At 49.7% G+C, this 13,927-nt stretch carries 9 protein-coding genes, 2 tRNA genes and 3 rRNA genes; 1 reads left to right on the top strand and 13 read right to left on the bottom strand.

Annotation, left to right across the window (positions count from 1 at the left end; all coding sequences use genetic code 11):
* Positions 1-39 precede the first annotated feature (39 nt).
* The 13 genes from ACM67E_RS00435 to ACM67E_RS00375 form a co-directional block, all read right to left on the bottom strand.
* Positions 40-1,245, bottom strand: a complete 1,206-nt coding sequence (locus ACM67E_RS00435) for a tetratricopeptide repeat protein (protein WP_416191718.1) — start codon at positions 1,243-1,245, stop codon at positions 40-42.
* Between the two features lie 155 nt (positions 1,246-1,400).
* Positions 1,401-2,444, bottom strand: a complete 1,044-nt coding sequence (aroG, locus tag ACM67E_RS00430; protein WP_416191717.1) for a 3-deoxy-7-phosphoheptulonate synthase AroG — start codon at positions 2,442-2,444, stop codon at positions 1,401-1,403.
* Between the two features lie 1,193 nt (positions 2,445-3,637).
* Positions 3,638-3,937, bottom strand: a complete 300-nt coding sequence (locus ACM67E_RS00425; protein ID WP_416191716.1) for a ComEA family DNA-binding protein — start codon at positions 3,935-3,937, stop codon at positions 3,638-3,640.
* Positions 3,938-4,084: 147 nt separating this feature from the next.
* A 5S ribosomal RNA gene (gene rrf, locus ACM67E_RS00420) occupies positions 4,085-4,198 on the bottom strand.
* A 120-nt stretch (positions 4,199-4,318) separates the two neighbouring features.
* Positions 4,319-7,206, bottom strand: a 23S ribosomal RNA gene (locus tag ACM67E_RS00415).
* A 34-nt stretch (positions 7,207-7,240) separates the two neighbouring features.
* Positions 7,241-7,444, bottom strand: a complete 204-nt coding sequence (locus ACM67E_RS00410; RefSeq protein ID WP_416191715.1) for a hypothetical protein — start codon at positions 7,442-7,444, stop codon at positions 7,241-7,243.
* Between the two features lie 124 nt (positions 7,445-7,568).
* Positions 7,569-7,644: transfer RNA gene (locus tag ACM67E_RS00405), tRNA-Ala, on the bottom strand.
* 11 nt (positions 7,645-7,655) lie between these two features.
* A tRNA-Ile gene (locus ACM67E_RS00400) sits at positions 7,656-7,732 on the bottom strand.
* 107 nt (positions 7,733-7,839) lie between these two features.
* Positions 7,840-9,380, bottom strand: a 16S ribosomal RNA gene (locus tag ACM67E_RS00395).
* Together the 16S, 23S and 5S rRNA genes with 2 tRNA genes alongside form the textbook arrangement of a ribosomal RNA operon.
* A 390-nt stretch (positions 9,381-9,770) precedes the next feature.
* A complete protein-coding gene (gene dksA, locus ACM67E_RS00390) occupies positions 9,771-10,187 on the bottom strand; it encodes an RNA polymerase-binding protein DksA (RefSeq protein WP_416191714.1) in 417 nt (138 codons plus the stop codon).
* Positions 10,188-10,390: 203 nt separating this feature from the next.
* On the bottom strand, positions 10,391-10,945 hold the full coding sequence (locus ACM67E_RS00385) for a YggT family protein (RefSeq protein WP_416191713.1): 555 nt from the start codon (positions 10,943-10,945) through the stop codon (positions 10,391-10,393).
* A 2-nt stretch (positions 10,946-10,947) separates the two neighbouring features.
* Positions 10,948-11,745 carry a pyrroline-5-carboxylate reductase gene (proC, locus tag ACM67E_RS00380; RefSeq protein ID WP_416191712.1) on the bottom strand — a complete coding sequence of 266 codons (798 nt, stop codon included), beginning with the start codon at positions 11,743-11,745 and terminating at the stop codon, positions 10,948-10,950.
* Positions 11,746-12,065: 320 nt separating this feature from the next.
* Positions 12,066-12,761: a YggS family pyridoxal phosphate-dependent enzyme gene (locus tag ACM67E_RS00375; protein ID WP_416191711.1), complete on the bottom strand. Its 696-nt coding sequence runs from the start codon at positions 12,759-12,761 to the stop codon at positions 12,066-12,068.
* A gap of 114 nt (positions 12,762-12,875) precedes the next feature.
* Between ACM67E_RS00375 and ACM67E_RS00370 the strand changes: the two genes are divergently transcribed.
* Positions 12,876-13,919: a type IV pilus twitching motility protein PilT gene (locus ACM67E_RS00370; RefSeq protein ID WP_416191710.1), complete on the top strand. Its 1,044-nt coding sequence runs from the start codon at positions 12,876-12,878 to the stop codon at positions 13,917-13,919.
* Positions 13,920-13,927 lie beyond the last annotated feature (8 nt).

The following is a 13,927-nucleotide window of genomic DNA, read 5'->3' as shown; positions in this document are numbered from 1 at the left end:
ATGTTTACCCGACAACATCTCTCGGTTCAGATAAGGTGCCTATGCCGTTTTTTCTGACGGAATAACCAGCATCCGCGACCATCCCAGGGCAAAACCTTTGCTGTACCGACGCGGAACATAACCGCTGATTTTGCCGTTTTGAACGGTGGTTTCATATGCACAAATCAAACGTTCTTCCGGCAGAGGCTGTATGCTGCCGTCGGCCTGCAGCTTGGGGGATACTTTGCTGTACAGTTTCCAAACCACAGCACTTCCGTCAGGTAAAGGATATGCGGCTTCAAAATGCGAACAGCCTTCGTCACAACCGATATGGTTGTATTCGAAATCCTGCATTTGGGTATCGGTGAATTTTTGTGCACCGTGAAAACCGAAAATGCGGTCATGACCGTGTACGCTTTGACGCACATACGCCCAAATATGGTCACGCAGAAAAAATTGGTCGGCAAAATGACGGGATTCCAACGGTTGTTGCAAATAATTTTGGATTTTACCCGCCATATCGGGAACGGCCTGTCCGACCGCTCCCCATAATCCGGCCAAAATCAATTCGGTATGCGTACCGGCATCACGGATGGTGTGGAACAGTTTGCCGCCGGCAATCCATTGTGCAACGGCTTGCGCTTCTCGTTGCGCAATCACGGAATCGGCATCGCGGAAAATCACATAAGATACTTCCGGATCATCAATGGCAAGGAACCGCCATAATGTACCCGGCCATTGTGCCTGCTCACCATTGACACGGATGATTTCCGCACCGTTTTGCGCCATGCGTTTAAGCGCAGATTCAGGCACACTGTCATCTACATAAAATCGGCATACCCAGCCCGGATAAATTTCCGGTGCCAATTCGGTATTTAAAACCGCCGGTTCGATATAAGCCGAACTGTTGCCGAACAATGAAAATGAGATGATTTTTTTGCCGTCTGATTTGGGGGCGGCAGGCGGTAGATCGGGCGCAGCTTGCGCGGCTACTTTCCGATCGCGCAATTGCAGGGCTTTTAAACCGTAAACAGCGGCATTGTCCCAATCGCCCAACCCACCGTAGGCATGGGATAAAGCATCATATGAATTGATGTGTTCGGCATTGCGCTGAATGGCTTTTTTCGCATAAACAATGGCATCCTGGAACGAGCCTGCTTTGACGGCGGCCGTGGCAGCATCGCTTAAAGGAACAACGGAGGCAGGAATAAGTTTATGCGCCCGCATGGCGTCTGCCGCTGCTTGGGTATAGTTGCCTGAAGCCATGTTTTGCTTAAATGCAGCGGAAATAAGGTCAAGTTGCTTTTGGATTTTTTGTAATTGTGGCGTGAGTTGCTTTTTCATAATGTGCAAATATTTCAGACGGCCTTTGAATGTACAAAGGCCGTCTGAAATATTCCGTATGGATTCAGATTGATGGATTATACCCGAGAGCGGTTTGCTTCTGCCAATAATGCCAATAATTCTTCGGTACTGTCCCAGCCGATACAGGCGTCGGTAATACTCTGCCCGTAATTTTCCGGTTTGTCCTGGCGGCCTTCCATCAAGTGACTTTCGACCATTACGCCCATGATGTTGTTTTCACCATCACGCAATTGCTGCGCCACATCTTGCGCAACTTCCATTTGGCGTTTGTAGTCTTTCCGGCTGTTGGCATGACTGAAATCAATCATGACTTTGGATGTTTGGCCCGCTTTGGCTAATTGTTCGGCGGCTGCTTTCACATGCTCATTGCTGTAATTCGGCTCTTTACCGCCGCGCAAAATCACGTGGCAATCCGGGTTGCCGGCAGTATGCACAATGGCAGAATGGCCTGTTTTGGTAACAGACAGAAAGTGATGCGGATGGCTTGCCGCACCAATGGCATCAATCGCAATTTTCAGATTGCCGTCGGTACCGTTTTTAAAACCCACCGGGCAAGACAAACCGCTGGATAACTCACGGTGAACTTGGCTCTCGGTCGTACGTGCGCCAATCGCTCCCCATGAAATCAGGTCGGCATAATATTGCGGCGTAATCATATCCAAAAATTCGGTAGAGGCCGGCATACCCATATTGTTTAAAGTCAACAATAAACTGCGTGCCTGACGCAGGCCGTAGTTGATATCGAATGTGCCGTCTAAATGCGGGTCATTAATCAAACCTTTCCAACCGACAGTCGTACGGGGTTTTTCAAAATAAACCCGCATTACAATCAATAACTCTTTTTCATATTTTTTACGCAAAGGAAGTAAACGCTCTGCGTATTCCAATGCGGCTTTGGGGTCATGAATTGAGCAGGGACCGATAATGACCAATAAACGGTTATCTCTACCGTGGACTAAGTCGGCAATTTCATGGCGGGTCTGGTGCACCAATTCTGCAGCTGCTGCGCTAATCGGTAATTCATACAGATGCGCAATCGGAGGCAGCAATTCGGTTACGGCTTTAATTCTTACATCATCTGTTTGGCGTGGCTGATTCATCACATTCAACTTTCTGTTCCATTATTTATTCATTAAGTGTGTATAGCTTACCTTTTTTACGGAAACTAAACAAGTATTAAAATTATATTTTTAGAATTTTATTTCAAAAATCCAATATTTTATTTTATTTGATTTTATAAATATATAATATTGTTTTAAATTTAAAATTTTATTCCAATTAGGCCATGAGGCATTATTACACATCCGATATACCGATCCAGTGAGTCTATGGCTGCCATATTTAATTTTAAACACACTGCTCAAACAGCAAATCAACGTTATCAGACTGACTTTACAGCCTCATTATCCGCATCTGTTTTAACCTGTCTTGCCGTTTTGATGCACGAAACAGCTCCGATGCCGCTACCGAATCCGGTTGGTACAAGTAACGTTTTGATCCCGCGGCCAAATCCGAGTAACTCGCAAACTGACTGGAAAGGCTTAATAAGAGATAAAGTACATACTTCGATTGTCAACACCATAATTCCGACGACAAATAACATCAGGCTGTTGAAATATAGATGCAAGCAGACAAATCCACGCAGAGATCACGCTAAATAACCCATTCCGCTACAAACCGTGTTACGAACAATACACACACCAATGCTGTAAGTAAGCTATATCGGGAACTATACATCTGCGCCACCAATACCCATGCATGCGGATATTTGGTGTCTTTATCGCACGACGTCACTATAAGTCTATGAAGATAAAAGCTATAACCGTGCGAAAAAACAGCATCATTTGGAAGTGCAGGGTTTGAAAAGTGGCACTATGGCCTAACTCACACCGCAATCGTCCGTCAGGCAAAAAGAAACTGCCCATAAAACCTGCCTGTTAAAAATCCGTCATTCGGTGGAGCAGAGCTTTGGTTGTTGCACCGTAAATTCTGCCATCACCGTACGGCTTATTCCGGTTTATTGAAAGTGACTGCACAGTCATCATAAAAGCAATTGGATCAACCTGCCGGAACCTGCCGACAGGTTCCGTGTTTCTCCAGCTGCCTAAAAAGGGGAAAAGTATGTTCCAGTCCCTAAGGGATGACAGGCAACTAAGCTGTATTTAATCTTAAAAAAAGCCTGCTTAGTCACCTAAGCAGGCTTTTTTTATTGCGGGGCGCGGGTTTTGCAAGGTCTCGGCTGATACTTCTTTCTCAATCCATGCCGGCCCCGAGACTCTGTCCGGCATCCCCCCTACTTTTTCACGGCAGGCTGCGCAGCCTTCTTCACCGGCGCCGCAACCGTCGCCTCATTCCTCAGCTTCGAGAAGATCCCTTCCCCTATCCCCTTCACGTTTTTCAACTCGTCAACCGTCTTAAAATTCCCATGCTGTTTGCGGTACGCCACTATCGCCTTCGCTTTCGCAGGCCCCACACCCGGTAAAGCCGTCAGCTCGCTCTCCGAAGCCGTATTGATGTTCACCGCAGCACTGCTGACCGATGCTGCCAGCGTTGCCAACCCGTAGAAGAAGATCTTTTTCAAAGTACTGTGCATAAAACGTTATCCTTTGGTTATTCGTTACGGTTGATATTATATGCACAGATACTATTATTTACAACCGTTATTTGCTGTTTCCCATCCGCTCTTCTCTCCGAACAAAGTAAAAGCCCCTGAATTCTGTCAGGGGCTTTCTTAATGGGTGTTTGGCAGTGACCTACTTTCGCATGGAAGAACCACACTATCATCGGCGCTGAGTCGTTTCACGGTCCTGTTCGGGATGGGAAGGCGTGGGACCAACTCGCTATGGCCGCCAAACTTAAACTGTACAAATCGGTCAGCCGTTATGCAGTCTACTGCACTTATTTATTCTTTATCAACTTTTCGGTAATGAATGTATCATCAGTAAGCTTTTATCTTTGAAATTCTTCAAATGATAGAGTCAAGCCTCACGAGCAATTAGTATCGGTTAGCTGCACGCGTTACCGCGCTTCCACACCCGACCTATCAACGTCCTGGTCTCGAACGACTCTTTAGTGCGGTTAAACCGCAAGGGAAGTCTCATCTTCAGGCGAGTTTCGCGCTTAGATGCTTTCAGCGCTTATCTCTTCCGAACTTAGCTACCCGGCAATGCGACTGGCGTCACAACCGGTACACCAGAGGTTCGTCCACTCCGGTCCTCTCGTACTAGGAGCAGCCCCCGTCAAACTTCCAACGCCCACTGCAGATAGGGACCAAACTGTCTCACGACGTTTTAAACCCAGCTCACGTACCACTTTAAATGGCGAACAGCCATACCCTTGGGACCGACTACAGCCCCAGGATGTGATGAGCCGACATCGAGGTGCCAAACTCCGCCGTCGATATGAACTCTTGGGCGGAATCAGCCTGTTATCCCCGGAGTACCTTTTATCCGTTGAGCGATGGCCCTTCCATACAGAACCACCGGATCACTATGTCCTGCTTTCGCACCTGCTCGACTTGTCGGTCTCGCAGTTAAGCTACCTTTTGCCATTGCACTATCAGTCCGATTTCCGACCGGACCTAGGTAACCTTCGAACTCCTCCGTTACTCTTTGGGAGGAGACCGCCCCAGTCAAACTGCCTACCATGCACGGTCCCCGACCCGGATTACGGGTCTGGGTTAGAACCTCAAAGTCACCAGGGTGGTATTTCAAGGACGGCTCCACAGAAACTGGCGTTTCTGCTTCTAAGCCTCCCACCTATCCTACACAAGTGACTTCAAAGTCCAATGCAAAGCTACAGTAAAGGTTCACGGGGTCTTTCCGTCTAGCAGCGGGTAGATTGCATCTTCACAACCACTTCAACTTCGCTGAGTCTCGGGAGGAGACAGTGTGGCCATCGTTACGCCATTCGTGCGGGTCGGAACTTACCCGACAAGGAATTTCGCTACCTTAGGACCGTTATAGTTACGGCCGCCGTTTACTGGGGCTTCGATCCGATGCTCTCACATCTTCAATTAACCTTCCAGCACCGGGCAGGCGTCACACCCTATACGTCCACTTTCGTGTTAGCAGAGTGCTGTGTTTTTAATAAACAGTCGCAGCCACCGATTCTCTGCGACCCTCCAATGCTTACACCGTAAAGGCTTAACATCGAAGGGCATACCTTCTCCCGAAGTTACGGTATCAATTTGCCGAGTTCCTTCTCCCGAGTTCTCTCAAGCGCCTTAGAATTCTCATCCTGCCCACCTGTGTCGGTTTGCGGTACGGTTCTGATTCAACTGAAGCTTAGTGGCTTTTCCTGGAAGCGTGGTATCGGTTACTTCGTGTCCGTAGACACTCGTCGTCACTTCTCGGTGTTAAGAAGACCCGGATTTGCCTAAGTCCTCCACCTACCGGCTTAAACAAACTATTCCAACAGTTTGCTAACCTAACCTTCTCCGTCCCCACATCGCATTGAATCAAAGTACGGGAATATTAACCCGTTTCCCATCGACTACGCATTTCTGCCTCGCCTTAGGGGCCGACTCACCCTACGCCGATGAACGTTGCGTAGGAAACCTTGGGCTTTCGGCGAGCGGGCTTTTCACCCGCTTTATCGCTACTCATGTCAACATTCGCACTTCTGATACCTCCAGCACACTTCTCAATGCACCTTCTTCGGCCTACAGAACGCTCCCCTACCATGCCTTGCGGCATCCGCAGCTTCGGTTACAGATTTGAGCCCCGTTACATCTTCCGCGCAGGACGACTCGACCAGTGAGCTATTACGCTTTCTTTAAATGATGGCTGCTTCTAAGCCAACATCCTGGCTGTCTGGGCCTTCCCACTTCGTTTACCACTTAATCTGTCATTTGGGACCTTAGCTGGCGGTCTGGGTTGTTTCCCTCTTGACAACGGACGTTAGCACCCGCTGTCTGTCTCCCGAGGAGCAACTTGATGGTATTCTTAGTTTGCCATGGGTTGGTAAGTTGCAATAACCCCCTAGCCATAACAGTGCTTTACCCCCATCAGTCTCATACTCGAGGCACTACCTAAATAGTTTTCGGGGAGAACCAGCTATCTCCGAGTTTGTTTAGCCTTTCACCCCTATCCACAGCTCATCCCCGCATTTTGCAACATGCGTGGGTTCGGTCCTCCAGTACCTGTTACGGCACCTTCAACCTGGCCATGGATAGATCACTCGGTTTCGGGTCTACGCCCAGCAACTCTTCGCCCTATTAAGACTCGGTTTCCCTACGCCTCCCCTATCCGGTTAAGCTCGCTACTGAACGTAAGTCGTTGACCCATTATACAAAAGGTACGCAGTCACGGAACATGTCCGCTCCCACTGTTTGTATGCATCAGGTTTCAGGTTCTGTTTCACTCCCCTCCCGGGGTTCTTTTCGCCTTTCCCTCACGGTACTGGTTCACTATCGGTCGATGATGAGTATTTAGCCTTGGAGGATGGTCCCCCCATATTCAGACAGGATTTCACGTGTCCCGCCCTACTTGTCGTATACTTAGTACCACCGATGAAATTTCGAATACGGGACTATCACCCACTATGGTCAACCTTCCCAGGTCGTTCTTCTATCTCAACGGCTATTATATACAGGCTCCTCCGCGTTCGCTCGCCACTACTTGCGGAATCTCGGTTGATTTCTTTTCCTCCGGGTACTTAGATGGTTCAGTTCTCCGGGTTTGCTTCTCCAAACCTATGGATTCAGTTTGGGATACTGCACTGAATGCAGTGGGTTTCCCCATTCGGACATCACCGGATCAAAGCTTTATTGCCAGCTCCCCGATGCTTTTCGCAGGCTTACACGTCCTTCGTCGCCTATCATCGCCAAGGCATCCACCTGATGCACTTATTCACTTGACTCTATCATTTCAAGAACCTCTTTGACTTGGCTTCCTTACCGTTGACTAGTAAGTCGGCTAGATATTCCTACTTTGATAAAGCTTACTGCTTGTTGTGTGATATTCTCTGCCTTTTGTCTTTCAGAAAATATCTTGATACAATCATCACCCAAATACTGTGACTGAATCTTTTTCAGACGGCCTAAACCGTTTTCAAATTCGACACATTGCAATGCACCAAATTCAGATTCAATCAACATTGTCTTTGTTTGTTGATTTCGGCTTTCCAATTTGTTAAAGATCGATGCGTTTCGTTTTGGCTACTTCGCAAATTAAAATGAGCTGCGCATTCTATAGCAGCTTACTTTGATTTGTAAAGTATTTTGGTGGAGGCAAACGGGATCGAACCGATGACCCCCTGCTTGCAAAGCAGGTGCTCTACCAACTGAGCTATGCCCCCAGTATGAGTTGTGGTGGGTCTGGGAGGACTTGAACCTCCGACCCCACGCTTATCAAGCGTGTGCTCTAACCAGCTGAGCTACAAACCCAAGGTCGTTATGTCGGAGAATTTGATATACCTCTTCTCCTTCATATCTTTGCATCTTCTACAGTTTACCGATAAGTGTGAATGCGACAAACCTCTTCTTTTCTCTAGAAAGGAGGTGATCCAGCCGCAGGTTCCCCTACGGCTACCTTGTTACGACTTCACCCCAGTCATGAAGCATACCGTGGTAAGCGGACTCCTTACGGTTATCCTACCTACTTCTGGTATCCCCCACTCCCATGGTGTGACGGGCGGTGTGTACAAGACCCGGGAACGTATTCACCGCAGTATGCTGACCTGCGATTACTAGCGATTCCGACTTCATGCACTCGAGTTGCAGAGTGCAATCCGGACTACGATCGGTTTTGTGAGATTGGCTCCGCCTCGCGGCTTGGCTACCCTCTGTACCGACCATTGTATGACGTGTGAAGCCCTGGTCATAAGGGCCATGAGGACTTGACGTCATCCCCACCTTCCTCCGGCTTGTCACCGGCAGTCTCATTAAAGTGCCCAACTTAATGATGGCAACTAATGACAAGGGTTGCGCTCGTTGCGGGACTTAACCCAACATCTCACGACACGAGCTGACGACAGCCATGCAGCACCTGTGTTACGGCTCCCGAAGGCACTCCTCCGTCTCTGGAGAATTCCGTACATGTCAAGACCAGGTAAGGTTCTTCGCGTTGCATCGAATTAATCCACATCATCCACCGCTTGTGCGGGTCCCCGTCAATTCCTTTGAGTTTTAATCTTGCGACCGTACTCCCCAGGCGGTCAATTTCACGCGTTAGCTACGCTACTAAGCAATCAAGTTGCCCAACAGCTAATTGACATCGTTTAGGGCGTGGACTACCAGGGTATCTAATCCTGTTTGCTACCCACGCTTTCGAGCATGAACGTCAGTATTATCCCAGGGGGCTGCCTTCGCCATCGGTATTCCTCCACATCTCTACGCATTTCACTGCTACACGTGGAATTCTACCCCCCTCTGACATACTCTAGCTACCCAGTTCAAAACGCAGTTCCCAGGTTAAGCCCGGGGATTTCACATCTTGCTTAAGTAACCGTCTGCGCTCGCTTTACGCCCAGTAATTCCGATTAACGCTCGCACCCTACGTATTACCGCGGCTGCTGGCACGTAGTTAGCCGGTGCTTATTCTTCAGGTACCGTCATCAGCATTCGATATTAGCAAATGCCTTTTCTTCCCTGACAAAAGTCCTTTACAACCCGAAGGCCTTCTTCAGACACGCGGCATGGCTGGATCAGGGTTCCCCCCATTGTCCAAAATTCCCCACTGCTGCCTCCCGTAGGAGTCTGGGCCGTGTCTCAGTCCCAGTGTGGCGGATCATCCTCTCAGACCCGCTACTGATCGTCGCCTTGGTAGGCCTTTACCCCACCAACCAGCTAATCAGATATCGGCCGCTCAGATAGCGCAAGGCCCGAAGGTCCCCTGCTTTCCTCCTCAGAGTATATGCGGTATTAGCTAATCTTTCGATTAGTTATCCCCCACTATCCGGTACGTTCCGATATGTTACTCACCCGTTCGCCACTCGCCACCAAAAGAGCAAGCTCTTCCGTGCTGCCGTTCGACTTGCATGTGTAAAGCATGCCGCCAGCGTTCAATCTGAGCCAGGATCAAACTCTTATGTTCAATCTCTAACTTTTTAACTTCTGGTCTGCTTCAAAGAAACCGACAAAGAATAGATATCATCTACATCTTGTCTGTTTTTGTCGCAGTGTGAGGCTTACCGCACTCACACTTATCGGTAATCTGTTTGTTAAAGAGCGTTTCCTGCTGCGTCAGCAGCGAAGAAACCGAACTATACCCCTCTCCCCTTACAACCGTCAATACCTGAAAACAGAATCCCAACCAAAAAATAGCAACCAGCTGTTTTACAAAAGATTTATTTTTACAAAATCACCGCAACCTCAAACCAACCGCACAAACCAACATGCAATGAAAATACCAAAGGCCAAATATACCAAAGGCCGTCTGAAATGTTTTTTTCAGACGGCCTGTTATTTTATTATTCGGATTCAATTAATCCGCAAATTGTTTTTTCATTCGTTCGCGACGTTCTTGCGCCTCAACCGACAAAGTGGCGGTAGGACGCGCCAATAAACGTTTCAAACCGATTGGCTCGCCGGTATCGGCACAATAACCGTAATCACCCTCGTCAATACTGCGCAGCGTGGCTTGTACTTTGGCCAACAGTTTGCGCTCACGGTCGCGTGTACGCAGTTCCAAGGCATATTCTTCTTCCTGTGTGGCGCGATCTGCGGGATCGGGAGCAGACTCGTGCTCTTGAAGGTGACCGGCGGTGGCGGTGGCGTTTTGAATCAGCTCATCTTGCATTTTGACGAGTAATTCTCGGAAAAACGCAAGATGGTCGGCATTCATGTAGTCTGTTTCCGGACCATTCCAGTTTAAGATGTCTTGCTCTGTCAGCTTAGCCATAATAATTTCTTTCACTCTGTTTTAGTTGGGGAAATGTTACCAAAGTTAGTTTATTATTTGATTTCTTTGTATTTATGCCTTTAAGACCGCGGAATCATAACATGTTTTGATTTTACCGCTACAGTTTACATTCTGATTTGCACTTTTTTTCATTTCTCTTAACATGCTTCGCCGGAAGTATTTTCTTTCTTTCCGGAGGGCTTTTACAGCAGCCAGAGATTCAATCGGCTGATGAGTACAGGTAGTAAGTAGCTCAGCCAGAACCACAACATCAACACCAGCACGCTTCCTGAAAAATCGATTCTTCCAATGCGCAAAAAAGCAAACGGGCGCAATAATGGTTCAAATATGCGCTGCATGATAACCGATAATTCCGAATAAGGACGGCTGAAACTGCTGACCATCCTGATAACCAACCCCATCAGCAATACATAGGCTGCAGCTTTCAATGTGTTTAAAAGCGCAAATAAAAAATTGGCGGCGATCCATTTTGCACCGAATCCCGAAGGTGATCCAATAAATGCAATAAGCATAAATACAACATAATAAAGTATCAATCCGGCTAAAACACAGGCAACATCCCATTTTCCGTATGACGGGGAAATTTTATGCAACGGCCTGACAAGCCAGTCGGTCATCTGGATACAGAAACGCATCAACGGATGGCGGTTATCCAGCTTTGCCCACTGCAACACACAACGCGTCAGACACAGGATCACTAAGCCGTCGGCCAAGAGTAATAATAAGTCGCCACGCATTTTCAGACGGCCTCGAATTGCGCAGAGATATCCTGCGAACGCGCGACACAGGCTGCCACGCCTTGACCGATGGATTCGGCAACGGCGCACTGCCGGAAAACCTCCAACGCCTCAACGGTCGTACCGCCCTTAGACATCACGCTTTGCTGCAAATCGGCAAACGGCGCGCCGCTTTGTTCGGCCAACATCACCGCACCTTTGAACGTTGCCAAAGTCAGGCTTCTGGCCTGTTCGGCATCAAAGCCTTGCGCCAACGCCGCCTGTTGCAAGGCATCGAGCAGGTAAAACACATAGCCGCTGCCGCTGCCGCTGATACCGGTAACCGCGTGCATTTGCGCTTCATCATTCAGCCACACGGTTTGACCGACGGCACGCATGATGGTGTCGGCGGTCTGTTTATCCGCTTCACCGGTTTCTCCGGCAGCATACATGCCGGTTATGCCCAAACCGATTTGGCCGGGCAGGTTGGGCATGGTACGGACGATACGGCGCGTACCGCCCAAATAACGGCTCAAGGTATCGATGCTCAAACCGGCCGCCACCGACAGCACCAATGCGCCGCCCGTCTTCACGTTGCGGCATGCGGCTTCCATGTCTTGCGGCTTGACGGCCAGCACCAGCACATCGTTTTCCGACAATTCGGGCAGGGCTTCGGAAACGGCTACGCCCAATTCTTTCGCCAAACGTTCGCGTTTTTCCGCGCCGCGGTTGGCAATATGGACGCGGTAACCGCCCTGCCTGACCAAACCGTGGGCAATCGCAGCCGCCATGTTACCGCCGCCCAAGAAGAATACGTTCATATTTTGTTCTTTCTATACTCTATATATGAGGCCGTCTGAACATTCGGAATTTCAGAACTACGGTTTCAGACGGCCTGATGTTTTTGGACCGCGTGGGCAATTTGCCCACCCTACGAATCTCAAATTTGTTTGAGGTCGTCTGAAAATCTTTTCTTATTTTTCAGACGGCATACCGATGTAAATAGGAGTTTATACCTTTTTACCGCCGTGGTACGGACAATCCTCTTAATCTACCGTTTCAATCCTTAAGGCCGTCTGAAAAATCACCGGCTGGGTTTTCAGACGGCCTGTCCAGCCATGCCGTCTGAAATAAAGATGAATCATTTATTGTAATCCCGCCGTCCGAAAATCGCGCTGCCGATACGCACATGGGTTGCGCCGCATTCTACCGCAATCCGCATGTCCCCCGACATGCCCATCGACAATACGTCGGCTGCCACGCCCGCCGCGTTCAAATCGGCCAACAGCCGCTGCATGGCGGAAAACTGTTCGCGCAATTCATCGTCGCTGCTGTCGGCCTTGGCAACGCACATCAAACCGCGCACTTCGATATTCGGCAGCTTCGCCACTTCCATTGCCAACGCCACTGCCTCTTCGGGCGGCACGCCGTGTTTGGCTTCTTCACCTGCGATGTTCACTTCGATGCACACTTGCAGCGGCGGCATTTCAGACGGCCTTTGTGCGCTGATGCGCTGCGCGGTTTTCAGACGGCTTACGGTATGCAGCCAATGTGCACGTTCGGCGACGTATTTGGTTTTGTTCGACTGCACGTCGCCGATGATGTGCCAGACGATGTCGGACAAATCGGCGAGCGCCTGCGTTTTTTCATACCATTCCTGGATATAGTTTTCGCCGAAATCGCGCTGTCCGGCGACGTAGAGTTCACGGATGTCTGCAGCCGGAAACGTTTTGCTGACCGCCACTAAGCTCACCGAATCTTTCAGACGGCCTGCGGCTTCTGCGGCTCGGGCGATGTCTGCCGAAACGGTTTGATGATTTTGTTGCAATCGCGACATGATTCTTTCCTTTATCCGCCCATTTGCGGCCTTTTTGTAAAATTTACTTGGTTGAACGATATTATGTATTTAAAATAAACAGATTTACTATTCTAAACCAAATAAGGCCACATTATGCAGATTACAGACTTACTGGCGTTCGGCGTGAAAAACAAAGCGTCCGACCTTCACTTGAGCTCGGAAATGTCTCCGATGATTCGCGTCCACGGCGACATCCGCCGCATCAACCTGCCCGAAATGAACGCCGAAGAAGTCGGCACGATGGTGACTTCGGTGATGAACGACCACCAGCGCAAACTCTACCAGCAGGACATGGAAGTCGATTTCTCGTTCGAGCTGCCCAATGTCGCGCGTTTCCGTGTGAACGCGTTTACCACCGAGCGCGGCCCGGCTGCCGTGTTCCGTACCATTCCCAGTACCGTTTTGACGCTGGAAGAATTGCGTGCGCCGCGCATTTTCCAAAAAATCGCCGACAATCCGCGCGGTTTGGTCTTGGTAACCGGCCCGACCGGTTCGGGTAAATCGACCACCTTGGCGGCGATGATCAACTACATCAACGAAACCCAGCCCGCGCATATCCTGACCATCGAAGACCCGATCGAGTTTGTCCACCAAAGCAAAAAAGCCCTGGTCAACCAGCGCGAACTGCACCAGCACACCCACAGCTTCCACAACGCGCTGCGCTCCGCCCTGCGTGAAGACCCCGACGTGATTCTGATCGGTGAGATGCGCGACCCCGAAACCATCAGCCTGGCTCTGACCGCCGCCGAAACCGGCCACTTGGTATTCGGCACGCTGCACACCACCGGCGCGGCCAAAACCATCGACCGTATCGTGGACGTGTTCCCCGCCGGCGAAAAAGAAATGGTGCGCTCGATGCTGTCGGAATCCCTGCGCGCCGTGATTTCGCAAACGCTTCTGAAAACGCGCGACGGCAACGGCCGCGTGGCGGCGCACGAAATCTTGATTTCCACCCCTGCCGTGCGCAACCTGATCCGCGAAAACAAAATCGCCCAAATCCAATCCGCGCTGCAAACCGGCCATTCCCACGGCATGCAGACGCTCGACCAAGCCCTGCAAAACCTGTTGCGCCAAGGCACCATCAGCCACGAAGCCGCCCGCAGCAAAGCGCAAAACAGCGAAACCATGATTATTTGATTGATTCT

Source organism: Neisseria sp. CCUG12390 (assembly GCF_047837985.1).
Lineage (GTDB): Bacteria > Pseudomonadota > Gammaproteobacteria > Burkholderiales > Neisseriaceae > Neisseria.
The sequence above is the reverse complement of the archived record's forward strand: the minus strand, read 5'-3'. Positions and strand labels throughout refer to the sequence as shown.

Excerpts from the sequence above, each read along its gene's own strand:
- ACM67E_RS00375 (WP_416191711.1), bottom strand. The coding sequence starts at position 12,761 with ATGTCGCGATTGCAACAAAATCATCAAACCGTTTCGGCAGACATCGCC.
- proC (WP_416191712.1), bottom strand. The coding sequence starts at position 11,745 with ATGAACGTATTCTTCTTGGGCGGCGGTAACATGGCGGCTGCGATTGCC.
- ACM67E_RS00385 (WP_416191713.1), bottom strand. The coding sequence starts at position 10,945 with ATGCGTGGCGACTTATTATTACTCTTGGCCGACGGCTTAGTGATCCTG.
- aroG (WP_416191717.1), bottom strand. The coding sequence starts at position 2,444 with ATGAATCAGCCACGCCAAACAGATGATGTAAGAATTAAAGCCGTAACC.
- ACM67E_RS00370 (WP_416191710.1), top strand. The coding sequence starts at position 12,876 with ATGCAGATTACAGACTTACTGGCGTTCGGCGTGAAAAACAAAGCGTCC.
- dksA (WP_416191714.1), bottom strand. The coding sequence starts at position 10,187 with ATGGCTAAGCTGACAGAGCAAGACATCTTAAACTGGAATGGTCCGGAA.
- ACM67E_RS00435 (WP_416191718.1), bottom strand. The coding sequence starts at position 1,245 with ATGGCTTCAGGCAACTATACCCAAGCAGCGGCAGACGCCATGCGGGCG.
- ACM67E_RS00425 (WP_416191716.1), bottom strand. The coding sequence starts at position 3,937 with ATGCACAGTACTTTGAAAAAGATCTTCTTCTACGGGTTGGCAACGCTG.
- ACM67E_RS00410 (WP_416191715.1), bottom strand. The coding sequence starts at position 7,444 with ATGTTGATTGAATCTGAATTTGGTGCATTGCAATGTGTCGAATTTGAA.